Annotated in this window: 17 protein-coding genes; 5 read left to right on the forward strand and 12 right to left on the reverse strand. The window is 30.3% G+C overall.

All coding sequences use genetic code 11. The features are described from left to right. Positions 1–701 precede the first annotated feature (701 nt). The 9 genes from EV143_RS20035 to EV143_RS20075 form a co-directional block, all read right to left on the reverse strand. Entirely contained in the window at positions 702–1685 is a 984-nt protein-coding gene (locus EV143_RS20035) for a nucleotidyl transferase AbiEii/AbiGii toxin family protein (RefSeq protein ID WP_133509709.1), read from the reverse strand. Beyond that, positions 1685–2410 carry a DUF6088 family protein gene (locus EV143_RS20040; protein WP_133509710.1) on the reverse strand — a complete coding sequence of 242 codons (726 nt, stop codon included), beginning with the start codon at positions 2408–2410 and terminating at the stop codon, positions 1685–1687. Before EV143_RS20040 ends, EV143_RS20035 begins: the two co-directional genes overlap by 1 nt. Before the next feature lie 1049 nt (positions 2411–3459). Next, the gene (locus EV143_RS20045; protein ID WP_133509711.1) at positions 3460–4752 is read right to left on the reverse strand and encodes an HlyD family secretion protein; all 1293 of its coding nucleotides are present in this window, start codon (positions 4750–4752) and stop codon (positions 3460–3462) included. 2 nt (positions 4753–4754) lie between these two features. Beyond that, the gene (locus EV143_RS20050; protein WP_133509712.1) at positions 4755–6947 is read right to left on the reverse strand and encodes a peptidase domain-containing ABC transporter; all 2193 of its coding nucleotides are present in this window, start codon (positions 6945–6947) and stop codon (positions 4755–4757) included. A gap of 101 nt (positions 6948–7048) precedes the next feature. Continuing rightward, positions 7049–8242 carry a lanthionine synthetase LanC family protein gene (locus tag EV143_RS20055; RefSeq protein WP_166638190.1) on the reverse strand — a complete coding sequence of 398 codons (1194 nt, stop codon included), beginning with the start codon at positions 8240–8242 and terminating at the stop codon, positions 7049–7051. A gap of 116 nt (positions 8243–8358) precedes the next feature. After that, positions 8359–8508, reverse strand: a complete 150-nt coding sequence (locus tag EV143_RS20060) for a class I lanthipeptide (protein WP_133509714.1) — start codon at positions 8506–8508, stop codon at positions 8359–8361. Between the two features lie 332 nt (positions 8509–8840). Beyond that, a complete protein-coding gene (locus EV143_RS20065; protein ID WP_133509715.1) occupies positions 8841–11015 on the reverse strand; it encodes an erythromycin esterase family protein in 2175 nt (724 codons plus the stop codon). Between the two features lie 2 nt (positions 11016–11017). Beyond that, the gene (locus EV143_RS20070; RefSeq protein ID WP_133509716.1) at positions 11018–11938 is read right to left on the reverse strand and encodes a thiopeptide-type bacteriocin biosynthesis protein; all 921 of its coding nucleotides are present in this window, start codon (positions 11936–11938) and stop codon (positions 11018–11020) included. Further along, positions 11935–14121 carry a lantibiotic dehydratase family protein gene (locus tag EV143_RS20075; RefSeq protein ID WP_133509717.1) on the reverse strand — a complete coding sequence of 729 codons (2187 nt, stop codon included), beginning with the start codon at positions 14119–14121 and terminating at the stop codon, positions 11935–11937. Before EV143_RS20075 ends, EV143_RS20070 begins: the two co-directional genes overlap by 4 nt. Before the next feature lie 1077 nt (positions 14122–15198). Here EV143_RS20075 and EV143_RS20080 point away from each other — a divergent pair. The 4 genes from EV143_RS20080 (at position 15199) to EV143_RS20090 (ending at position 20512) form a co-directional block, all read left to right on the forward strand. Further along, on the forward strand, positions 15199–16851 hold the full coding sequence (locus tag EV143_RS20080) for a helix-turn-helix domain-containing protein (RefSeq protein WP_166638191.1): 1653 nt from the start codon (positions 15199–15201) through the stop codon (positions 16849–16851). A gap of 119 nt (positions 16852–16970) precedes the next feature. Beyond that, positions 16971–17138 (forward strand): hypothetical protein, encoded by a 168-nt coding sequence (locus EV143_RS21555; protein ID WP_166638192.1) that lies wholly within the window; start codon positions 16971–16973, stop codon positions 17136–17138. A gap of 303 nt (positions 17139–17441) precedes the next feature. Beyond that, positions 17442–19646 (forward strand): lantibiotic dehydratase family protein, encoded by a 2205-nt coding sequence (locus EV143_RS20085; protein ID WP_133509719.1) that lies wholly within the window; start codon positions 17442–17444, stop codon positions 19644–19646. Between the two features lie 2 nt (positions 19647–19648). After that, on the forward strand, positions 19649–20512 hold the full coding sequence (locus tag EV143_RS20090) for a thiopeptide-type bacteriocin biosynthesis protein (protein WP_133509720.1): 864 nt from the start codon (positions 19649–19651) through the stop codon (positions 20510–20512). A gap of 1177 nt (positions 20513–21689) precedes the next feature. Here EV143_RS20090 and EV143_RS20095 read toward each other — a convergent pair. The 3 genes from EV143_RS20095 to EV143_RS20105 form a co-directional block, all read right to left on the reverse strand. Next, entirely contained in the window at positions 21690–22463 is a 774-nt protein-coding gene (locus EV143_RS20095) for a hypothetical protein (protein ID WP_133509721.1), read from the reverse strand. Positions 22464–22875: 412 nt separating this feature from the next. Next, a complete protein-coding gene (locus EV143_RS20100) occupies positions 22876–23859 on the reverse strand; it encodes a leucine-rich repeat domain-containing protein (protein WP_133509722.1) in 984 nt (327 codons plus the stop codon). Positions 23860–24417: 558 nt separating this feature from the next. Then, positions 24418–24978 carry an NHL repeat-containing protein gene (locus EV143_RS20105; RefSeq protein WP_133509723.1) on the reverse strand — a complete coding sequence of 187 codons (561 nt, stop codon included), beginning with the start codon at positions 24976–24978 and terminating at the stop codon, positions 24418–24420. A 372-nt stretch (positions 24979–25350) separates the two neighbouring features. On the opposite strand from EV143_RS20105, the gene EV143_RS20110 reads away from it, so the two are divergent. Beyond that, on the forward strand, positions 25351–26517 hold the full coding sequence (locus EV143_RS20110) for an IS3 family transposase (RefSeq protein ID WP_133509724.1): 1167 nt from the start codon (positions 25351–25353) through the stop codon (positions 26515–26517). Positions 26518–26847 lie beyond the last annotated feature (330 nt).

Consider the following 26847-nt stretch of genomic DNA (forward strand, 5'->3'; position numbering starts at 1 on the left):
ACTTAAAAACGTTTGAAAGCAGATATTTTAAAATGTATCCACTTGGCATAGTTAATTTTAGCAGAACAATATACGAATCAGTTTTTAATTCTAAAATTTTGTTATAGTTACAACTTATAAAAGTGCAAATTATAATCAGTTATTATTAAAGTAAAAAGGACATATGAATGTCGCTTCTTATTTTTTTAGACCTCGGGCAATTAGCCTAATATTTATAAAATCGAACAAAATCTTTGTGGAACATTCGTGGCACATTTGGAAATGAACTTGATACCTTTTCTGCCAAAAAAAAGTTAAAGCAGAATTACACAGAAGTTCACCTTTGTGGCAAGATCGTGGCACATGGACTTTTGCAAAATTGAAATTCAGTATTAATAACACTTACAATAAGTAGGTTCGAATCTGTAGCTATCCGTTTTTCTCAAGATTTTGCCGCTGAAAAATCAGCCACTGTCGGGAAGGAACAGATCCAACCGGTGTGACCTGAAAGAAATTCAACTATTGCAAAAAATGGAAAAATGGCTGAAAGAATATCATAAGCAGAAAATAGATGGATAATAATTTATTATATCTACAGTTTTTTTAACTTTTTAAAGTAAATCAGTTTAGTTTTTTGTTTAAAATAAATCACTCAGACAATTCACTTTTTTTCAAATATTTGAATAATAAATGTTTGCGAGCACTTAATTTTTTCTGAAATATTATTTTGTTATTGGCCAATCTATTTTCTGAATTCTCCCAGATAGAAACATCAGAGTCTCCAAAACTTCACCCTCCTTTGGAAGTTCTCCAGTCACCATTTCTTTAAACGAAGAAGTATAAATTTTCTTTAATTGTTCCCACACAGCTGCAGTACTTTTAAATAATAGTGCATCTCCAGGGTGCACATATAGCCAGTCTTTATTGTTAGGAATGGCCTTATCATCATCGAGTCCGACCTGCAGCAGCATTTGGTCAAATTCTTTTGAAGCAGTAAATTCCTTAATTTTGTCCTGCTTTAACAGCAGATGAAGATCATAAGTGTGGCGCACCTTTTTAGACAATTCTTCAATGGGGTTTTCCGTATGTGAAAAACGCACCAGACTGATAATTTTCTCGCAGAACGTGCGTTCAATTCCCAGCGCCGTAACTCGAAAATCCTCAAGCCCGAATCTTTCAATAAGTTCAGGAGTCTGGCTTTGTTTAATATATTCTGCTATCAAGCTGCAGATATATGTGGTCTGGCGGGGCTCAGAACTTCCCATATGAGAAACCTCAACCGCAATAAATTCTCCAACCTCACCATACTGTCCTTGCATGCCAAGCTTCGGGAAAGAATATACTATTTTACGAATGCTCCCTTTTTTATTTGTACCGGGATGATCCTCAACAGGATTTAATATCGAATCATCTGTTATATTCGTTACTTCTTTTAGTTTATTTTTTAATGCGTTGCCAGAATCACCAGGCTCTTTTATAATTATGAGGTCAATGTCTTCAGAGAATCTGTGAATAATTTTATAACATTTGGAAAGGGATGTTCCGCCTTTAAAAACAATATTGTCTTTTACTGCAGACGAAAACAGCTCTTGCAGTGCATACGTAACCCAGTAATCTTTCTCTATTAAAATCTCTGAAACTTTAAAATGCTCCGCCGCAATTACAATGGCTCCTTCAAAACTGTCTTTATCTAAATGTAAATTCATTATCCTATGTTCCAGAAATTAATAGTAGGCAGTAATTCGGCAGTAATCCCATACTGGTAACGGCTTGCTGGATTAATTGATGCCTTTAGCTTCTTTAAGTCTCCGAAATCCTTTATATCTTCCAGCACCGCTCCAAGCAGCGCTCTTACTTTTGGAGGATATGAAATACCGTAAGATACCAGCTTTTTAATCTCATCATTTTTTAAACGACCTATTTCTTTTTTTAAATAGGTAAGTCCGTCTTTGGCCTGCATATCTGGAATAGAATTAAAATCTTTCATAACATCCAGAATCTCAAGATAACGAATCTTATCAGGTGTAACCTTAACATAACTCTTCGCAGGTTTTACAGCTATACTCCCAGCACGTCCTTTTATCTGTCTGCTCTGAGAGGCAACACGCACTGCATTTGTAACCTGTGTAGTCAGCCCCAGCCTATTATAAAGCCTTGTGCCCGTAACATAAGCAGTCTGTCTACTGTCCTCATACAAATACAATCCCAGCAGCACTTCTTCCCTGGGTTTCTGTTCGCCGAACACACTTATTTTGGGTTTATAATAATATCCCTTTCTTGCTCTTTTAACCATACCTCTAGAAGTCAGTCTGCCAAGCGCTTTTGCTCCTGCCAATAATTCATCAGCAGAAAGACCAAGTGCAGCATATCCAAATACCTCTCCCGGCGCAATCTGTTTTACTTTACGTTCTATTTTATCTGCTACTGTCATAATAACTGCAAAGATATGCAATTACATATCAATTGTCAAGTTTTTTCCAACTTTTACTTGACGTAAGAAGAGGAATAATAAACAAATAAATGTGGAAGAAGACATCCTAAAATAAGCCATATAGTGTTTATTTTTTTGTAAAAATAAGCGCTTTATAAATGCAAAAATTTGTGTGGAGTAGTTATTGTAGTGCTGATTAGCTTTAAAAATTTGTATAATAAGTACTTTATAAATGGAAAAAATTGTGTTCACTAGCTAATTTAGGATTGATTAGCTTTAAAAATTTGTAAAAACCAATCTATATTCAAAGGTTAATCTTAAATTTCTTCATCACATAAATAACTTAAAAATGTTTTGTTAGCTGACACTTACGAAAATCTATTAAATATAGAATATGTGATAAAACTAATAAAATAAAATTTAACACAAAGTAAGTTTATACTTATATTTATTTTTATATCTTTGATAATGTGTTATTTGCATTTACAAATTAAGCTATCAATCATCACAATCTTATAAGCCAGTGCAATTGACATAGTTCATCTTTAAAAGATAACCTAAAAAGCGGGCTACGATTTTGTTAAATTTTAAAGACGTTTTAAAGAGCAAATATTAATTATTTGCTCTTTTCAATCTTTTGTATATAAAAAGTTCTATTTTATTTCTACAATTCATTATTAATTATATCATTCATTTTAAAGGAGTTAAACTACAAAAAAAGCTACAAAAATATTTAAAAAGTATGTTTAAATTTTTGTGGCAACGTCGTGCCAATAAGGGTTTGGAGTTGGGACCTTATTTTCCACAAAAAAAATTAAGGCGTTTGTAACAATATTCACGAGTCTAAAGTTTTTTGGCAGATGATGTCACGCTGCATTTTAAAAATGGATATCTAGTATTGACAAGGGTTTAGAATAGGTAGTTCCGAATTTGCAGGTTTTTTGCTTTAAGCCAGTTTTTAATCTGTATAAAAACACTCAAAAGTTAGTTAAATGTATTTTTTATTAGGTTTAAAAACTCTTTTGATTTAATTATGTATATCTATTATTTTAAACTTGCTGAAAAATACTTTTGAACTGATACAGGATTCTTTCTATCAATCTTAAATCTTCGGTCACAATTTCAGCACTACCCTTCATTTCCTGCTGAAATTGGATTTGTTTTTTATAAGAAGTCTGTAGTCCGTTTGTAAGTGAAACATCCAACAAGAGATTTCCATCTTTATCCGGAACAAGTGATATGTTTTTTATTCTGCCTTTTAGTACGCCAAATTCTCTGTCAGGATAATTTGCCAGTCTGATATTTACAATTTGTCCTACCTTTATCTTTCCTGAATTCAAAGCTGGGGCATTTACTTTTCCTACGAAACCATTTTTTGTACTTGGAATTATAGAAAAGACATTGTCTCCAACATTTATGGTCTGGTTCTCGGTCCAAACCTGCAGAAAGGTAATTACACCATTTACTGATGACTTTAGGGTGTAAGCCAATTCCCAATCTTTTATTACTTTTTTCAGCTGATAAAAGGATTGTGCCATGTTTCGACCTAAAGTGACTTCCTCTTTAGTACCGCTTATTTGTGTATTCTGACTTAATTTTGAGTTATCAATCAAAGAAGACTTTAACTGAGAAATAGACGATAAGAGACTTCTATAACTTTTTTGAGCCTGAAGATAACTTAACTTCTTCACTTCCATTTCCTGAGCCGAGATAATTCCTTTATTGAATAATGTCTCAAAACGCAAAATCTCATTTTTTTGAAGCTGTAATTCGCTTTCGTTAATTACTTTTTGCTGCTGCAGAATATCCAATCTTTCTCTGATCTGAACTTTTTCAGAAATCTGAGCTTGGTTTTCGACTTCAAAAGGCTGCAGGTTTTTATTTAATTGCTCTGCCTGATAATCTTTTTGAAAAACAGCAAAAGCACTTTCTATTTCACCTAATTGCGCACTTTTTAGCAAAGCAAAAGGAAACTCATTTTTAGTATCATTAATATTATACTGATCGACTATGCTTTTCAACAAATAAACATCTTTATAACTGGCAGTATTTTCAATAATAGCCAGCGTACTGTTTTTTGACACAATAGATTTGTCCTTAACCAAAATTGCTTCAATCCTACCCGAGGTTTTCGAAACTATTTTCTCAGGCGGAATATTGGTTGTAATTACAATTTCGGTAGTTACAACATCCGGATATTTGATAAACCACGATACGAAAAACAGCATAAAAATAATGACAAATATAAAAAGGGTACCCCAACGTATCATCCAATGTGGTACTTTGGTGAGAATATCCTGTACTTCTTCACTTCTTAATTCAAATGTAATATCTTCAGTCATGATTAACTTCCTAATTGTAATTGATTGCGAACGAGCTCAAAATAATTTCCTTTTTGTTCTACCAATGTAGCATGATTTCCTATTTCAATGATTTTTCCTTTATCTAAAACCACAATTTGGTCTGCATTCATGACGGTACTTAATCGATGTGCAATTACCACAACGGTTTTGTTTTTGAAGAAAATATTCAGTTTTCGCATAATCTCTTTTTCATTATTAGCATCTAAGGCAGATGTGGCTTCATCAAAAAACAATATTTCAGGGTTTTTATAAACTGCTCTTGCAATTAATAACCTTTGTTTCTGTCCGGTACTCATTCCTAATCCTTCGGTACCAATTTTTGTATTAAATCCCAACGGAAGTTCACTAATGTACTCCTTAATATTCGCTACATCTGCGGCATAAACCAAACGCTCTTTATCTACTTTATCAACACCAATGGCAATATTATTGGCAATTGTATCGCTAAAAATAAATCCTTCCTGCATTACAGCTCCAATATTCGATCGCCAGGCTTTTTGTGAGATGTTTTTCAATTGTGAATTGCCAATAGTAACTTCTCCCTTTTCAGGTTCATAAAACTTTAGCAGCAATTTCATTAAAGTAGTTTTTCCGCTTCCGCTGACGCCAACGACAGCTGTTATTTTATTGGCTGGAATTTTCAAAGTCAAATCGTCCAAAACCGGAAGATCTGATCCCAGGTAGCGATACGAAAGATTTCTGATATCAATATCTGAATCATACGGAACTTCGCCGGTTTGATGTTCTTCCTGCTGTGTTTCATCTTCTTTTTCGTGAATTTCAGACAGTCTTGCCAATGAAATTTTAGCATCCTGAAACTCGCGAACAAACAGAATAAGCTGTGCTATGGGTCCATTTAAACTTCCTACAATTGAGTTGATAGCCAACATCATCCCGAGTGTAATTGAGCCTTCTATTACTAATTTGGCTGATAAAAATGTTATAAAAATGTTTTTTAATTCATTAATTACAGATGATCCTGTCGACTGTGTCTGCTCTAAAATCAATCCTTTTATCGAAACCCTGAATAATCTAGCCTGAACATATTCCCAACCCCAGCGCTTTTGTTTTTCGGCATTATGCAGTTTAATCTCCTGCATACCATTAATAAGTTCCATTACTTTGCTCTGCTCTTGCGAAACCTCAGCAAAGCGCTTGTAATCAATTGCTTCCCGTCTTTTTAAAAATAAAGTAATCCACCCAAAATAAAGGATACTACCTGCAAAAAACACAAAAAAGATTTGTAGGTTAAAATACGCTAGAACACCGCCTAAAACGACCATGTTTAATACAGAAAACAAAACATTTAATGATGATGTGGTCAGGATTTTCTCTATCCTGTGATGATCATTAATACGCTGCATTATGTCTCCGGTCATTCGAACATCAAAGAATGAAATTGGCAGATTCATTAATTTTATGAAGAAATCTGAAATAAGTGAAATACTTATTCGCGTTGATAGATGAAGCAATATCCAGCTTCTTATAAGCTCTATACCAGTTTTTCCCGCAAAAAGAAATAATTGTGCAAAAAGAATTAAATAGATAAAGTGAATGTTTTGGTTTTGTATTCCAACATCGACAATACTTTGCGTTAAAAACGGAAAAATAAGCTGCAATAAACTCCCTGCCAGCAATCCTATACTAAGCTGTATCAAAAATGACTTGTACCTTAATACATATTGTGATAGCAATTTGAAACCTAATCCTCTGTTTTCTTCTTTATCAAAATCAGATTGAAAAAATTTTGGTGTGGCTTCCAGCATTAATAAAATACCTTCCTGAGTCGATTCGTATGCATTATTTCCAATCCAGAATTTAATAAAATCTTGTTTATTATATTCTATTAAACCAAAAGCCGGATCTGAAATATAATAGGTTTCTTTTTTGATTTTATACAACACTACATAATGATCTTTATTCCAATGCAAAATGCATGGCAAATGAATCTCACTTAGTGTGTCTGCATCTGTTTTAATTCCTAATGTCCTAAAACCAACCATTTCAGCAGCATCACTTAAAAAGAGCAAATTACTTCCTTCCCGAGTGGTTTCACTGTAATTTCTTAAATCCTGAATATGAATAGTTTTACCATAATGTTTTGCAATTATCTTTATGCAGGTTGGTCCACAATCTTTAGCATCGGCTTGTATTAAAAATGGGAATCCATTCATCTCTATTCATTATTTGTCGAAGATTATTAATCTTCTTTACCTAATTAATTTTAAAAACTCCTTATTTAACCTATTGAATTTGTTACAAAGCAATAAGCAATTTATTCGTTAAGACATAAAAAACTACTCCAATCTGTTTCATTATATTCTACGGCTAATAATGCTAAAGCAGCGCCAGTTAAACCATTTAAAAAGGAGTTTTTTTCTACCGGAGCTTTATATCGTACCTCATTATAAGGGTGCGAGTAATAAATAGTTTCTTTAAATTTTATAATTTTAGAAATGTTCTTAATTAGTTCTTTCTTCCAATAATCTATCTTAAAATCTATAAAATCATTTTCATGATATTTGTTTATTTTATGAAATAAAAATAAAAAACTGCTTATTCCATGACAAAATCCAATGTCAAAGAAATCATATTCTTCAAAATAGTATAGTGAAGAAGTTGACACTGTTGCATGAGCATTTATTTTTATTATTTTTTTAGAATATCGAATCCACTCTTCATTATTCATAACTCTGCCTGCATAACAAAATGCATAAGAAATGGGCAAATCACCAACACAATAGGCTGGTCTGCTATTAATTAAATTAAGGTGTTTGTTTTTTATACTATAAACATCTGGAAAGAAAGAAGTTCCTTTAACGGCATTTTCTGCATTTTTAAAGGTTTTTATAATTCCAAAAATTAAATCGTCTAAATGGGGATTATTAAATTGAAGTTGTTTTAGCCTTACACAAAAAATCAAAACAGCACAAATACCATGTGCCAAACCAAGATCTATAACTTCTAATTCTTCATCATGTTTTACTTTATCGACCCAATAAATCTGACCTTCAATTTCTTTTCTGTTTTCCCATAAAGAATTGACTAATTGATTAATTAGCTTAGAAATTTTCTCTTCCTTAATTTTATCGGCATTCAGAAAATATTGTATTTTACCTATACTTCCGTAAAAAACTTCAAACATATTTTCTTCTACATCATTCATTATAGATTGATATAAATTATCTTCTATTTCTTCAAGAAAGGAGCTGGCATCATCGATAATTTCACATTTTTCAAGATATTTGATGGTTAGAAACACACTTTCAAAGCCATCAAAAGTTCCTCTTAAATATTCATGATCATTAAAAATGGTTATAAACTTATTTAATAAAAAAATGCATTTTTTTTTATATAACTGCTCCTTATTTATTTTGTATCTCGCAGCAAAATAAATCAAAACTCCCAAATCATGATTAATTACAGGTCTCAACATATTTTTTGCAGATGCAAATAAAATTTTATCCATCTTTTTAAATAAACTATCCATTTTTTTAAATAAACTATCCATTTTTTTAACTAAAGCTTAATTCATTTTGTACATTAAAAAGCAGGTGCTTGTAAACAAGCACCTGCTAAAACTATTTAGTAATTTTCTTCTTCGTGACGACAACAGCCTCTGTCTCCATTAGAAGCACTACAGCTGAAAATTGATGTAAATCCACCGTTTACGGTTTTCATTTCTTTTTTGTCTAACACTGAAACTGTTTTTTTGTTTAATTGTAATTTTTTCATGGTTAATAAAATTATATGTATTGCTTACTCTGTTATATAGGATTTTCAGCTGCTTCCTAAAACCTGCGCAGATTTATTCTTTATTAAAATTTAATTATGTTACTGATTCATCAACTCTTCTGCGGCCGCACGACGACAACAAGCGCGATCATTATCTGAAGCAATGCAACTATAAAGTGATGTAAACCCACCATTTACAGTTTTCGTTTCTTTCATATTTAATACTGAAATTGTTTTTTGTTTAATTGCATTTTTTTTATTTTGAAATAATTTTATGTTTTAGCCTACTCTTTTTTTAAAGGATTTTTAGCTTTCTCCCAGTGTTCTGTAATTTATTGAAGAAGGTCATAATTATCCCAAAATGTTTTGTTGTATTGGGCTTTTTCAAATAAAGTTTGCTCTTGACGGTATGTAAATTTGTCAGGCTTTAATACATTAAAATCATCCCAAAATGAATTGACAACAATTTTAAATGGATGAGTACGATTATCTTTGTCTATTATGTTACCGTAAATACTATTTTTCATTTCACTTATATAATAAAGTCCGTTTATTTTTTTAAAATCAGTCTCTGTAATCTCTAAGGTTGATTCTTTTTGAATATAATTTTTCGGCCAGCCCTGCAATTCTATCATTTTATCAAAACTGCTGTCGTATTTTTTAATTTCCCATTTCTCAATTACTTTTACGATAGCATAATCATCCTTGTTTATGTACAATGTTCCTGAAAAATCACACAAAAAATTTCTGTTGGTATAACTGTATTGATCCCGAAGTGTAGAAAAATTGATTACATAAACTTCCTCGTTGTTATACATTATCTCATCATCTTCTTTAAAAACAAATTTTTTAAACTTTTTCTCCTCTAAATACTTACCAAAAATTATAGGGTTACTGCGATAAACATAAAAAAAATCAGAACTCAAACTTTTTGGAGCGTAGCCCTTTTTTATATTCCAGCGTATTTCTTTTAGCTGATAATAACTTCGATTTATCTTATCATAACCAAGTTCGTATTGCTTTGCAATAAAATCAAGATTCAATTTTGTGCTATCCTGAACTTTAACATCAATATTTGAAGTCAATTTTGAATTAAAGTCGATTACAGGATAATTGTTTTTTTTATTTATAATCGCCTTTTTTACAATACTGTAAGGATACTTTCTTCCTCGAACAATAACTTCGTTTAAGGCAATCCACTTTTCTTTATATTGTTTTGGATCATCAATAACCGCTTTGTGACTATCATTATTTACAATATTTTTATTTATTGACTGTAATTTATTTTCAGTATCTGCAATTGAGGTAGACTGATTTACTTTATTAAAATAAAAATACCCGTCATGAATTGAATTTAATTTTGCTTCAACAAAAACCTCCGGACTAAACAACCTATTTAACTGTGGTTTTTCCAATTCCTCTTGTTTTGATGAAATAAACATGTGAGGAATATTTTTGCTTTTTAAATAATATTCAAAAGACTTATGATCTATTAAAGTTCTGTTCCATTTTCCTCCCAAAAAAATCGAGTCATAAGCTGTCACTGCCGCTAAACTGTAAACACTTTTCTTTAATGCTTTTTTTATATAAGCCCCCATAGGAACAAAATCTTTGAGAACCGGAGTACGTAAAGAAGACATATTATTGACAAAATGTTGATTTGCCCCCCAGCAAATTATCTTTTCATCCGGATGCTCTTTAATGTATTCCAAAAGATTATCAGCCATCTGTTTATCTCTTCTGTTATCATCAGACGTTGTATTAAAGGGACTTAAAATTTGTGTTTTTTTTAAATAACAGTTTTCACCCAATGACAGCAAACTCTTTATTATTTGCGTCCAGTAAAAATTTGTTTCTGTTTTTGGCTTTTTATCAATTGCTTTTAATAAATTTTCAAAAGATGATTTATACTTGCTGTACGTAATATCATTTTCATCAAAAACAAAAGAGTAATTGATTGATTCCATCAGCAATTCTAAATCTCCTCTATCTAATTTAAACTCTAACTGATTGTTATTGCAATATTCAAACAGATCAATAAATAAGTTTTCGTCTCCATATTTTCCTGTAATTTGATTATCAAAACCAAATAATTTGAGATTTGACTGGTTTGTATCATAAAATTGAACAAAACTTTGAAATTCTTTTTTCCCGGACCAGATAGAAAATAAAGAATTTTTTAAAGCCAATGGCACGCTGGCTCCTTTCTTAATTTTATTCTGAGCTTTCCAAACATCATAAACTCCAGATTCAAATGCGATGGTATTAAACCCCATTTCGTTATGCAAATATTGAATGATCTTTGTTTTTATCTCAAAAACATTTCCATCATAATGTGTTTTCTCTCCCAACATTAATACCTGTACATCCTTTAATTCTTCTTTTAAAAAAGAAAAATCGCCATTTGAAGGATTCTCAGGTAAATTCAAAATTTTGGGATTGAAATTTTGTGCATTACCAATAAAATAAGAAATACTTAAAATTGTTAGTAAAAATATTCTCCTCATTTTTAGATTTGTATAAGATTTTTTTGCTCTTCTTTTGTTGAAGAATATTTAAATCTCGCTATTTTACTATAATAATATTCATATAATAAGTCGTATAAAACCCATTCGTTCTTACGTTGTTTGGATTTAAAAAGCCTGTTGCAATGCATGTGTATGTAACTCGCCAGAAAATCTTCTATTATTACAGATTTATCCAGAATATCTACCTTCATTTTTTTGAGTATTATTGCAAAATAAACTTTACTTTCTTCTGCAAATACTTTAATCATAGGATCTAACTCTGGGTTTTTATCATTAAAAACAGCTTCTATTTTATATTTGTTATCCCTGTATTTTTTACTTAGTTGCTTTCTTATTTCTTTATCGATACCAAATTCATTTCCAAAATTTGTTTTTAGAGATTCCAGTAATTCTTTTTTTTGCCCCAAACTATAACCGCAGCTTTCTAAAAAAGCATCTATTGCTTTCATACCATAAAGCCATCTGTTTTCCTGACTGTCTTCTGCCAGCAGTATTAGTTTTAATATTAGCTGACTGTTTACAAAAAATAATGACTCAAATTCTTCAATTGTACGAAATCCGTATCGCTCTAGTTCTCTTTTATAGGTGTTAACTGTAATGTCAGATATTGATCTTTCATCTAGATAAGGCATAACCAAATTATAAAGCTTTAAAATAATTTTACCGGTATCTTTAGTGTTACACAAATGAAATCGCACTCTTAAATGAGAGCCATTTTCATCACTATATCGTATGTAAAACCATTTATCTATAGTGCCTTCCTGAATCAGCATCTGAGTTAAGGGCAAAAGTGTAAAAATCAAAAACTTGTCAGAGGTTTCGGGTCCCAAATATATATTGTAATACAGCCATTCACTTCCGGCTATAAACGATCGTATTGGTTTAATTACACTATTTTTCATAACGTTTCTTTATAGAACGAAAGAATAAATTCATTTTCTACCGCTTTTTCATCCTTTTTTATAAGTGCTTTATTTTCATTAAATAAATACTCTTTCAGAATTAAAGATTCTTTGTTTTTAATTAGAGACAAGAACATTTTACAACTTAATTCATTTTTAAAATCAATAAACAAATTATTGTCAAAATCAATTATCTGAACTCTGTCGGGAATAGATTTAATTTCTTTCCAGCTGCTCAGTTGTTCCATTGTTTTTAACCTCAACAATTCTTCTTTTTTTAATGCCCAGGTTGCTAATGAAAAAACAATATTCTTATACATCACTCTTGGCAAATAAGCCTGATCTATTAAAATATCACCCCAGTCAAATCCAAAATGAGCTCTGGAATTTTGAGCTTGTATTTCAGCTAAAAAACTATATATGGGCAATGGATCCGCATTAAAATTATGGGCATTGGACAAAATTGGAATGACTTCTTTGTTTTTCGTCTTCGACCTCAGTACAATACGCCCGTTCCTTAAAGAAACCATAAGGTCTGATATCGGTAACTGTCTGTCTCTTGGCAGTGCACTTTTAGCCAGATAAGGAATTTCATAATTCCTTAAATTAGACCTGGACAGCACATTTCCAACTCTCGCTTGAGGCAGGTGCACTATTTCGGCAAAAATTGCATTTTCAGAATTTTCCTTAACTACTATTTCTTCTATAAAATTGTATATATCTGTATCTACATGGCTAAACCTGCTTAATAAATTAGCTGCTGTTGTGCCTCCAAAATTTGATAAATAGATAAGTGGTTTCATTTTATCGGTTTCAAAAATTTTAATCACAGACGAAAAAGTATTGGGCACTTCATCCCAACTTTCTTTGAAACCAAAAAAATCTTCTTCTTTTAATTCGATTGTTTTTTCTTTATTATCAAAACCTGATACTATTTTGTTAAATAAAAGTTTGCCCAATTTTGTACTGGAAACCTTTTTTACCGGGTTACCTTTTTTTCTTGCCTCCGGAATTTTTACTGATATGTCATCTACAAGTTCTGAAATACTAAAGGCATCTGAATTTTCATGCTCTTCTCCAAATCCAATTCCTGTTTCGACATCTAATGCCAATGCTACGGGTACCTCTTCATCTTCAAATCGTTTTTGAAAGTTCTTTTTAAAATGGTCCAACTTTTTATTTTCTATATTGGAAGCCATTTTGTTTAATACCTTCAATCCCTCTTTAACATCTTCGATAATTTTAGAATCAAGACTATTTTCTTTAAAAGTCACATTAAGATCTGTTTGAAAAAGGTATTTTTTATTTACTTCAATATCTAAGAAAGAACCAATTGCTTCTATCTCACTATACAATAATAAGTTATCACCTTTTTTATTAGCATCTAGTATTTCTAATTTGTCCTTAATTTCATTAAACTTGCTTACAATTGTTTTTGATTTCACTTCATTTCTCAATACTTCAAAATAATCTCTACCGGTAACTGTGGGAGAAATCGAACTAATTAATATCTGACTGTCAATTAATTCATGTACAAAGTCTGTCGCAGCATCTAATGTAATTTCTGGTTCGATTATAAAAGAAGCTAACGCATTAATCGTTATGCCATTTTCTGCTTTTTTAAGTATTTCATCAATAAATTCACTGGCATCAATAGACATTAAAAAATGTTTTCTATTGGTATCGATGTATTGATATTCAACATATCTCATTTCATTTCCTATAGTATATAAACTAGTATTTGGAAAATATAAAAGTTCATCTCTGATTTCTCTATCTGATTCTAATTTTTGAGAAAGAGCACATAAATAATTCATATCTAAACGCGTAACCCTTTTATAATCAACAGAATTATTTAAAACGATGTTTGTTTCATTTTCAATTTTACCAACTGAACAGCCACTAAATAATCCAAATGGTGTACAACGTGTTCCCATTCTTAACAAATATTTTAATAAAGAAAACACTAACTTTTCATCCGTATCCTGATGGTCTCTTTGCAAATATTTAAGCATTTCCTGATGTAGTTCTGGTGATGCCAAATAAATTGCTTCAGAAACTGCCGGATTGATACACAATTCTCTTACCTTATTTACATTTAGATCGTTTACTTCATTAAATGTAAGATAGGGCGTTCTCAATATGTACTTATCAAATGGTATATAATTGATTTCTTTATTCACTTTTTATTTGAAATATTCCTTTAATTAATAATTATTGATAAAACCATAAAATCTTTTTTCAATGACGATTCTAAAAACCTAAATCTCAAAATCTGTAGTAACGAAAAATTTGCTGTTATAAAAAGTTTCATTTTCCTGAAGTCAAAACTATAGAATGATGAAATGTTGCACAAACTATGTTCATCGGAATTCATGAATTTCGACAGGAAATTCGGGAATTCCTAGCAAATAAAACCATAAAACACTTATTACCAATAAATTAAAATTTTATTTTTTTATTCAATTTTGGATTATTGTAACAGACAGATCCATTAATTTTGAAATAAATTCCTCTTACAAGTTTGATTTTAAATATCTACTCACAGTATTTTTAGTATCATTTTCTACTTTTTTATTCGTTCATCCAAAAAGAATGGTTTAACACAACTGTTGTTTGCTAAATTAAAAGCGCTTTATTGGAAAAATGAAGAGAAGATAGTGAAACGACTACCTTATGTAAAAGCTTATTTAAATAAGCTATCATCGAGAAACAAACTGTTGAGAAAGCATTAGTTTATCTGGACAGAGCCATTTTTTTACAAAAGATATTTAAGACCAAAATTCCCAGCTTCTGCATATATTGCAAAAAGCCATGTTTACAAAAAACAGTTTAAGTACAAAAAGTTATCGGTAATTTCTCGTTGCAGAAAACATTGCCTAACAAAACGATAAGGACTTATATTATGAAATAAAGTTTATGATAGCAGCCTTAAGATCTCAAAAATCAGCAATAGTAATGAGACACCGTTATTATATGAGGAATATTAAAAAACATTATATTACTCGCAAATACTATATGTCTGATTTCTGTATTTAGATATTGAACTACTGAATTTTGCACCACACAAAAAAAAATAAAACACTACTAATCAGAATTTTAAAACCAAATAAAAATACACACGTTAATAGTGAGAATTCGTACATATACTTTATTTTTGTAGCAAACCTACAGCTATGACTTTGTTGAAATTTCTTAAAATCTCCTGTTTACTACTATTCCCTATTTTTATATCGGCTCAAGAATCAAAGCAAGAACTTATGAAATTATCTTTTGATGAATTACATAAACTTTATTTTGATAATGAGAATAATATCAAGAAACAGATTTTATATAAGGACGCCTACATGGCGAAGGCTTACAAAGAAAATAATAGGATTAGAAAAGCGCGTGGTAATTATTTAACTGCCCTACTGTATTATAATTCAGATATGAATAAAGCAATTCAATATCTTGATAGCGTTATAAAATACTCGACTGGTATAAATGACAGATCTTTTCCTGTCGCTGCATATTGTGAAAAAGCTGATTTTCTTAAAAGACAATTTAAGTTTGAAGAAGCGATGCTTAATTATAAGTTGGCTGAAAAAATAGCACTTCAAACAAACCTAAATTATTACTATGTAGTAAGAGGTTATATTGCAGTCACTAAATCTGAAGATCTTGGAGATTATAAAGAAGCACTGGATATATATAAAGAATGTTTTCGTTTTTACAAAACCAAAAATTACAGATCAAAAAAATATGCAGACAACTTTCAATATATCATTTTTGGAATGGCTAACTGTTACAGATCATTAAAAAATATTGATTCGACTACCTATTATAATAAATTAGGGTTATGGGAAACTAAACTCACTGGCAATATGGCTTTGCATTATTCATTTGTTTTAAATGAAGGAGCAAATCAAGTTTTAAGAAAAAATTATAACGCAGCTCTTGATAGCATTCATAAGGCTTTGCCTAAAATTGAAGAGTACAAGTACACTGGAAATACTATGGCTTGTTATTTTTATTTGGGAAAAGCTTACGATGGATTAAGGCAAAAAGAAAATGCTGTAAAAAATTACCTGAAAGTTGATTCTATTTATTCTAAAACAAAGGAAATAACGACAGAATTTATGGATGGTTATCCTTATTTGATTCGTTATTATAAAAATTTAGGAGACAAAGAAAATCAGCTTAAATATATTTCAAAAAATATGGCTATTGATAGTGTCCTGCAAAAGAAATATAGAAATTTAAATACTTTTTTAAGAAACGAATACGATATTCCGCATTTAATGTCGGAAAAAGAAAATCTTATTAAATCCTTAAAAGAAGATAAAGTAAAATCGTTTTGGGGAAATGGCATTTTAATTTTAGGAATGATTACAGTATCGGCATTTGGGTTTTATCAATTTCGACATAAAAAAAAGTATCGTTCCCGATTTGAAAAAATAATGAAGGAAACTGCAGACAAAGATTTTCAGGAAAAAGAAAATGAAAGCACAAAAAATAACAAAACTGCCATTTCTAAAACCGATGATATTGGAATAGGCGAAGAATTGATCGAACAAATTTTAAAGAAATTAAATTCTTTTGAGAAAGAAAAAGGCTTTTTGAAACCTAATATTACCGTACAATCGTTATCAATTGTTTTTGAAACTAATACTAAATATTTATCTAAAATAGTTAACAGCTACAGAAATAAATCTTTTATACAATACATAAATGACTTAAGAATAGATGATGCGCTTGAAAATTTAAAAAAGGATTCTAAATTGAGAAAATATACTATTCAGGCACTTGCTGTAGAGTTTGGATTTAATAGTGCTGAGTCTTTTTCTTCAGCTTTTTATAAAAAATCAGGTATAAAACCTGCTTATTTTATCAAACAGCTCGAAGACTCCATTAAAAATAAACAAATGTAAAACAATCATATACGATATTTTAAGTATCGAAATTCCTGAATTTCGATAAATTGAAATTATAATTATAACGTTTTTTAAAACCAACATTTATATTTGCCTAAACATTAAAACTAGAAAACATGAAATTATTTAAACCTAAGAAAGAAATAAAAAAATTTGATCTGGAAAAATTGGAAGTCGCAAAATTTAAAAACCTGCATTTAGTTAAAGGGGGAAGCGAAAATGGTCCAATTGACCCTAAGAATAAATCAACTGGAAATTGTGAAAAACTATTAGAAAACTACTAATCTTACTTAATGTTCTTATTGCCTAATTTTAAGGCAATAAGAACAAATGAACCATTTATAAGGATAACAACGCTCTACAGCATCAGGATGAATCCTTTTTTATTCCTTAAACTTTCCAAAATAGCAATAAAATTATTTTTAGCATATTTCTCCTTCTATTTTTATAACCTGTAATATTGAAGTTATAATATCGGCTACAAACAATAAGAAAGTTCCATTTTTCCTAATTATCAAAATCCGGTAAGGTTTTAATCGTTTAAATGAAATGAAGCTTGCTGAAAGAATAAGTCAAAAAAAGAAATAATGTCCGATTACAAGATAAAATGTTTTTCAGAATACGTCCTCAGAACGCCCTTATTTCCATTATCTGCTTATTTTAAGATAATTGAAAATTATTCCTCTGAAAAGTCTACAGCATTTTATAAAAAACCTGCGGTAAAAGAAGCTTTTAATTTAGCTTCGCCAGATTTAAAAAAACAATTGGATAAATGGGCTTTAGAAACGTCTTCTCTATCTAACGAAAAAAAAGAATCTCTGGAACTTACCTTTTTAAAATATGCAGCAAGAATGTCTTCCCGCTGTACACCATTTGGTTTATTCGCCGGATGCTCTGTAGGAAAACTCAATTCTGAAACTGCAATTACAATAGCGTCTCTTGATAAACATAAGAGATTTACACAATTTGATATGCAGTATTGGATTGCCATGCTTCAGGATATCGCAAAAAGAGACGAAATTGCACTTCATTTAAAATATTTTCCTAACTCTTCTATTTACGAAATAGGCGATTTTTATCGATTTATTGAATATAATTATGTCCATGCAAAACGTGAACATCGAATTTCAGCATTACAAAAATCTTATTTATTAGACGAAATAGTACTTAAGGCAAAATCAGGAATCACTATAAATGAAATGATTTCATTTTTAGCCGATGATGATGCTGAAACAGAACAAGCAAAAGCCTTTGTTTTTAAACTAATTGATTTTCAGTTTTTAATTAGTGAATTAGATGCGGTTGTAACCGGAAATGATGAATGGAGAAGAATTACTGACATCTTTACTTCTATTGCTTCTTTTAATAAAGAAACAGAATTATTTAAAAGTCTAAAGAAAAAAGTTTCTGATTTAGATCTTACCTTATCTCCTGCAGAAGAACTTTACAAAGAAATTAAAGATAGTATCAGTGAGACCGGAGCTGATTATGAGGATAAGTATCTTTTTCAAACTGACTTAAACATCACGACTTTAAAAAACAACTTAAATAAAAACATTCCTCAAGAAGTGTTGCGCGCAATTCGATTTTTGAATGGTTTTCAGAGAAATAAAGAAAATAAAAATCTGGAGGATTTTAAAAAAGCTTTCATTCAAAGATATGAATCTAAAGAACTGCCTTTAAACATTGTATTAGATACTGAAACAGGAATAAGCTATTTGCAAAATCATGAAATGAATGACGCTCATGAAATATTAGAAAATTTTTCTTTTAAGCCGAAACAAGTAAAGGAAAAAAATCAAATCTGGACTTCGGTTGATTTAATTTTGCAGAAAAAACTCCATCATTGTATTTTTAAAGGAGAACAAAATATAGTATTATCTGAAAAAGATTTTCCTGATTTTGATGCTACCTTTAAGAATGCTCCGGTAACGTTTTCAGCAATGATTGAACTTTTTGATGAGGAGCAAATTGCCTTAACATCAACTGGAAATGTAAGTGCCGCAAAATTATTAGGCCGTTTTTGTAATAGTAATAACGAAATACATAATCTCACCAAAAAAATTATTCAAAAAGAAGATGAATTTCATCATAATAAAATTTTAGCCGAAATTGTACACATTCCCGAGGCACGAACGGGAAATATATTAAAAAGACCAGTTCTTCGAAAACATGAAATTAGCTATTTATGCAAACCTGGCGTTATTCTGGAAGATAATTTAGATTTAGGAGATTTATACCTATCTGTAAAATCAAATAGAGTTATTTTACGATCCAAAAAATACAATAAAGAAATAATACCTTGTTTGTCTAACGCGCATAATTTTTCTTCAAGCGGTTCTCTTCCTATTTATCATTTTTTATGTGACCTTCGTTTACAGGACACCAAGCTAATTCATTCTTTTTATTGGGGGATTTTAGAGTCACAATATGATTTTTTTCCGAGAGTTCTGTATAATAAAGTTATACTCTCAAAAGCAAAATGGAGAATTAAAAATAGCGAAATAAAACCTTATTGTACTATGGATCAAAATCTTAAAACACAAGAATTTTTAAAATGGAGATCACAACGAAACATTCCACGATTTGTAAATTGGGTTGATTCTGATAATACTTTATTATTCGATTTTGAATCGTCAGTTTGTATCGAATTATTCCTGAAATCGCTTAAACAAAAAGAAGAGTTTTTTCTTGAAGAATTTTTATTTACAGAAAAATCAGTTGTAAAAAACAGTTCTGGAGATCATTTTTCGAACCAGATTATTGTATCCTATTACAAAGAAAAAATATAAAAATGCGAAGAGATTTTTGCCTGGGCAGCGAATGGTTGTATTATAAAATTTATACAGGTGTAAAGACATCTGATTATATTTTACTAGAAAAATTACAACCCATTATTTCAAGTCTTGAAATTAATAAAATCATACAGAAATGGTTTTTTATTCGTTATCAAGATCCTGAAGAACATATTCGTATTCGGTTTTTAGTAAAAAACACCAAAAATATAGCTACTATTATTCAAGCTCTTTATCCAATTTTTGAAGAGCTTTTAGAGCAAAATTTAGTTTGGAATATACAAACCGATACATATAAAAGAGAAATAGAACGATATGGTAAAACTACAATGATCGATTCTGAATTCTTTTTTTGGAAAGACAGTCAAATGGCTTTGCAATATATTAGAGCTAAACCTGATTTTCTAACACAAGAAACACCGCTGTTATTTAGCTTTTATGCCATTGATTCCTTTTTAAATTCGTTTCAATTATCGATACAGGAGAAATTATCTTTGATGGATGATTTGCAAAGTTCATTTAAAATAGAATTTAAAACCGACAAGGAACAAAAAAAGGAAATGTCTAAAAGTTATGCTGCATTATATCCACAAATGAATACTCTTATGACAGCAACTTCAAAAAACATTTTTATAGTAATAACCAGGATTGTAAATCAAAAATCAAAACAAACAGCTAAAAAAGCTTTAGAAATTAAAATTAAAAACGAAATTCCTTTAGAATCTCTTTTGGCAAGTCATATTCATATGATGGTCAACAGGCAGTACACCTCTAAACAGAGAATGTATGAGTTAATTATTTATGATCATTTATTTAAATATTATAAAACTAAAAGTTTTAATACTTCTTCTGTTTTACTATAGTTTTTTTTGAAGAAAATTGTTTCTATGGAATGTAATAGATACTTTTTTTGATACAAAAAGTTAAGACAGTCATATATAAACAAAATTTCGAATAGTTTTCCTTTTTTTACTTAATTTTACTTTTTTAAAACATGAATTATAGCATTTTAATCAAGTTAAATTTTTTAAAAAGTATTTTTTAGAAAATTTTGTCTTTTTAAGTTTCGTGGCAACATCGTGGCACAATGGTTAAAAAAATTGACAATTGAAGTATAGGCAAGGCTTTAGACGATTGAGTTCGAATCCTGCTCTCCCCACAAAATGGAGTGGCTACCTTTTTTGCCACAAAAACTTAAGGCGTTTTTTAAAGATATTTCCCCGTATAAGTTTTGTGGCAGAATCGTGCACACTCCACTTTGAAAAACTAGAAATTCAGTAAAATCAAGCGTTGACGAGTTTAGGTTCGAAACTTTTAGATACGTTGTTTTTTAGTTTATTTATCAGGAGGATTCGAGTCCCGTTCCCGCTAAAGTATATACCTATTAAGATTTTACGGTTTCCCATATCTTTTGGAATTATTTAAAATTCATCCTAAATATTAAATAATAAACTGGTTATACAAAATACTACATTAATAAATACTATTTGCTATCAGTTTTTATTTGTTCAAAGGAATTAAATGATATAAAAGTTATATTTCTTTTAATAACCTTCAACAACTATAACCTTTAAATTAAAAGTAAAATTATCCGGAATTAAAATTTTAGAGCTAAATTATCAACAATTACAAAACTCATTTTACAGAACACAAAATACACAGAGTAGTATTAAACCAACAAAACCAATGTAAAACTTGTAATCATTAAAATAAAAAGTCTTTGGCAGATTTAATCCTTTGAAATGACTTTTATAAAGAATCCCTAAGTTGTTTTGTACTCCTTAATATTCAAAACGGTTCCTTATCAGGAACCGTTTTTTTGTAAAACTGTTGTGCGAAAAACATCGCAACGAAGTGTGAACTCATAATTGTATTTGACTTTTATTTCCATAAAAATGCCCCCAAATAGTATCTGACTTTTTGGGGGCAGTTCATGCCTGGCCGTCTCTTTTTCTATTCAATAATTAAAACTTTATGTTCTTTTTCAGTTCGTTACGTCATTATTTTATAAAAAAAGCTAATCTGCAACACTACCTTTACTTAATAAAAATATTTTATTGTTTGGGTAGTAGATGTTCCATTAGTCTCTGAGATTTTTGTTGATTCTATTGCGTAACCCTTTGCATCATAAGTGATATTATAAACTGATGTGGTAGTTGTAGATTTAGTGCCTGAAAATGTTACAATAGTTTCTTTAACTAAATTATTAATAGAAGTAGAACTGTAATCCAGTAAAAGTTTGCGTCCTAGAACATTGTTATTTGAAGAGTTTTTAGAATCATATTCTTTTGTTGTTAATTCTTTAGGACTGCCATCAGAATAGAAGCTTTCACTTTTTATTAAATTACCGTCCTTGAAAGTAAATTTTCCTGTATCGTTTTCTTCTTCATATCCATTTGATAATTCAATGAAATATTTTTTATAAGATACAGTGCCGTTCTGGTTATGAGTGTAAATTATTTTTGCAGCTTCACCATAAGGAGATTTATAATACACAGATTCTAACTTCCCGTTAGAGTAGCTATACTCTCTGACGAGAGTTGTTATTCCTTTAACATTAATATCCTCAATTTTTGTAATTAAATCCTCTGTATATGTATAATTTGATTTGTTTCCATTTAAGTCACTAAAGCTCACGATTTTATTTTCATTATAAATGTATTCTCCTGTATAGGTCGTATTACCATCTTTAGTAATAACATATTTTTTTAATAAAGGTAAGTCTGCCTGACTAGGTGAATCAGTATCGTTATCGCTTGAACAAGACGTTAATGTTACTAAAGTAACACTTAATAAATAAAGTAATTTTTTCATTATATTGTTTTTGGTTTTATATTGAATGTTAAATTAATAATCTACATTGGATATGCAAACCAAAACTAGAGAAAAAGTTAAGCTATATAATTGGGCTTGAAATTTTTAAATCATCAGTAAAATGGTTCGAAAATTGTCCCGTCAGGGCTGCAAAAGTGAAGAAAAAGCCGGAAAAATCTAGATTCTCAGTTTTTTTGTGATTCAAAAAATCTTGTTTAATTTAAAAAAGAACACAAACTATCAGTATTTTCAGGGAAAATTGGTTCGAGTCCCGTTTAGTTCTTTTGGAGTTCGATTTTGCACCCAACGCCCCGGTTATATTCAAGTTTGAGTTTAGACTGAAAAGAGTAAAACTATAATCAAAAAAAAACCTGTTCATTGAACAGGGTTTCTTTTATCTAAGGGATTCAAATTATAGAACATAAGTCGATGCTCCTCTATTTGGCCATGAAGTATTTGCTAACGGGAGAAATGATGCGTCAACATGAATAGGAGGTCTTTTCGTGTTTCCTGTAAAATCTTGAATACTTACTAATGTATTAGCGCCATTTTTGATGCTTAAATCAGTAAGAGTAGTAATAGTAAATGCCCAGATAGATTTAATTTTATTGTTAGAATTAAAATTTAAAGTAACCCACTTATTAGATGATACGTTCATTTGCTCAATATTTACAAAAGGGGTAAAATTGAATGAAGTAAGTTGATTTCCTTGAATAAATAATTGGGTAATACCAGTATTATTATTAAGATTTAGTGTTGCAAGCTGATTGCCATAACACCACACACCAAATAAAGTTGGTGAACTTGGAAGAACTAAGCTAGTTAATTGGTTAAGGTGACACCAAACCTGCTGTATTTTTGTATTAGCGGTCAAATTTAAAGTTGTCAATAGGTTTTGCTGACATTCAATCCACTCTAAATTTAGTAACCCTGAAACATTGATAGTTGTCAGATTGTTTTGTGAAACGATTAACTGCTTTAAACCTGTAAATCCATTTATTCCAGTTAAATCAGTGATACCTAAACCTGCAAGGTACAATCCGCCTCTTGTAGTGTCTACTTCTACCCATTGATCTCCTGGACTAGCATCTTGCGCAGCTCCCATATTTACTATGGCAGTTCTAAAAGCTGCATCAGGAACATACGTACTAACAAAGGCTGCAGTTCTTGCAGTACTAGAACCTTTCGATGTTACAGGGTCTGAGGCTACAGATTCTATCGAAGCCATAAAGGCTGGATATTTTGCATTTAAATAATCCTGTGGAGTAGGGTTAGGATTAAAAGTTTCTTCTTTTACTGTGCCAGTTGCAGTCGTGGAAGTTGAGCTTTCTGTGTCGTCATCATTTGAACAGGCTACGAAGTTTAGCGCTAATGCAATTAATAGTAATTTTTTCATTTATTTATAATTTTATTAAGTTATTTCCCAAATATATAAATTATAACTTATTGTTTTACAAAAACTATAAGAATTTACATAAAAATAATAATGCTATTTCAAGATGTGAAATTATTTCAAAACTTACACCGTGTATTTAAGAATTTAAAAAAAACTTATAAAACATCTTTTTTTTAATAAATACTTATAAGTTTAAATTTTAAATTGCAGAAAAAATTCGTTTGTTCCTATTGGTCCATCGAATGAAGCATCATTTGCTGTACCATCGATATTGCCACGCATACAATTCCCTGCAATTGTAGAAACAATTCCTAATGGAGAAATCTTTCTAATATTATTATTGTTTAAATCAGCTACAATTAATTGCCAAAATTATCGAAAGAAACATCTCCCGGACCGCCAAAAGTTGCTTCTTTTACGTTTTCATCTTTTTACCAGTTTCTCCAGTTCCTGCAATTTTTGAAACTATAGCTGAAGTGTAATTTTTCTTATTTTATTATTGTAAATGTCTGCTATATATAAATTGTCATTCAAGTCAATTGTAATCCTTGGGGATAATTAAAAACTTGAACTTATTCCGGTTCCATCAGTACTACCTTTTATTGCGGTTCCGGCAATTGTTGATACAATAGCTGTTGGAGTTATTTTTCGTATTCTGTTATTAAATGAGTCAACTACATAAAGATTCTGTGAAGAATCGCAAACTAAACCAATAGGGATATTAAAACTTGCATTTGTTCCTGTTCCATCTTCAAATTTTTGAACACCACTACCCGCAAAAGTTGTTACAGCTCCTGTAGGAGAAATTTTCCTGATTTGATGGTTGTATACATCTACAACATAAATATTTCCCTGAGGATCAATTGCCATTCCTTGAGAAACATTAAAGCTAGCTTGATTTCCTAAACCGTTTTGAGAACCATTTGTTCCATTTCCAGCGAAAGTGGTTACTTCAGCTACAGAAATGTTTCCACCGGAATTAGAAGGTTTGATTATTCCAATATTATCTCCTAATGTAAAAACATTGGTTAGATTATAAGAAATATTGGGAGAAATTTGAGCAAAAGATATTTGGTTAGCTAATACAGCTAAAGGAAATAATAGGTAGAGTTTTCTCATAATTGGGAATTAAACTAATAGATAGTAGGGCAATTCAAAATTATATAAAAAAATACTTATAAAAAATTTTATCTGTATCCTAAAATTTTAAAATATATTCTTACATTACAAGTTTGTGTAGATTTTAAAATCAAGGTAAAAAATGTTTAATCCGTAGTAGGAGACGCAATTGTAATATTAAAAAGCGGCAAAAAAAAAAATTCTCTTGATTTTGAAATTGACTTCTTTTTACAGCAAAATTTTATTGGAATGGATACCTTTTTTGCCACAAAAAGTTTAGTCGGTTTTATAAAATATTGAGGACAGTTTTGGGTTAGATAATTTATGAAGAGATTAATTGTAAAATAATTAACACTTTATAAATTTAAAGATATGGAAACACCTAGAAAAAGGTGGCCTCTAGAATTTAAAATCTGCGCGGTCACAATCAGCAACCAGTACAAAAGTGTAAATCGTGTAGCTCAGGAGTTCGGTGTCAGCAAAAACAGCCTGCAGCATTGGAAGAAACTTTTTAAGGATGGAAAACTTACCCTTCAGGAGTCATCTGATTCCTACAAAAACAGAAAAGAGCTATTAAGACTAAAAAAGGAAATTACTAGCATCAAGCTGGAACGGGATATCTTGGAAGAAGGTGCTGCCTATCTTCTGCAGAAAAGACGATTGCGGTATCAATTTATCAGAGAACACGCCGATAAATTTCCTATTACAAAGATGTGCAAAATTTTTCATGTAGACCCTAGCAGCTATTATAAATGGTTAAAAGGACTTCCTACAAGCAGAGCTGAACGTAAAGTATTTATAATATCAGAGATTTCAAGAATTTATCATTGGAGTCAAGGCAGGTACGGTAGTCGAAGAATAGCCAAAGAATTATCGTCAATCAACATAAAAGCTTGCCGATCTTTTGTTGCAAAGATAATGCTGGAAAATAATATGCCTAGGATTCCAAAATTAAAATTTAAAAGAACTACAATCTCCTCTCCCAAATATCCTGCAGCAGCAAATTTATTAAATCAGAATTTTAAAGTAAGTAACCAAAATCAGGTATGGGTATCCGACATTACCTATATTCGAACTAAAAAAGGCTGGGCATATCTTACCGCTGTTATAGATCTCTTTGATCGTAAAGTAGTAGGATGGTCATTAAGTGAAACCCTGAAGACAATGGATACAACCATTGTCGCCTTTAAACAAGCCTTGCGTAATCGTCCTTTAACTAGTAACCAGAAATTAATTTTTCATTCAGACCGAGGGATTCAGTATGCCTGTAAAGATTTTGTTTCCACATTATCAAAAAGTAATCAAATCGCCCAAAGTATGAGCAGAAAGGGCAATTGCTTTGATAATGCTGTCGCTGAGAGTTTTTTCAAAACATTAAAAACAGAATTAATTTACCAAAACAATTATACAACGATAAAAAAAGCAAAAAAGTCAGTCATTGACTATATCAAAAATTTCTATAATCGATACAGAAGACATTCTGCGCTTGGAAACCTGACAATCGAGGAATTTCAAAAACAGTATCTTATTACAAAATAGATTCTATTGCTTTTATAGCAGCTTATTTTAACTGCTAACTAACCATTTAAATCATTCTTTGTCATTAAAAAGGCATATCTTTGTCTATGAATTAATTAAGAATTATAACGTTAATTTAAACGTATTTAAACCAGTCTGAAACTTTCAATATTTATAAAAATAGCGAAAATCTTCATGGCAGAATCGTGGCGCAGTAAAGAAAAAATATTAGAAATGCAGTATAAAAGCGGGATGTGACGGTTTTGTTCGAATCCCTCTTTCTCCGCCAGTAGAAGTTTCAAAAGAAACTTTAAAAATCAAAAGCCTTTAAACACTAGTGTTTAAAGGCTT

The organism is Flavobacterium chryseum (genome assembly GCF_004362015.1).
In the GTDB taxonomy this organism is placed as follows: Bacteria; Bacteroidota; Bacteroidia; order Flavobacteriales; family Flavobacteriaceae; genus Flavobacterium.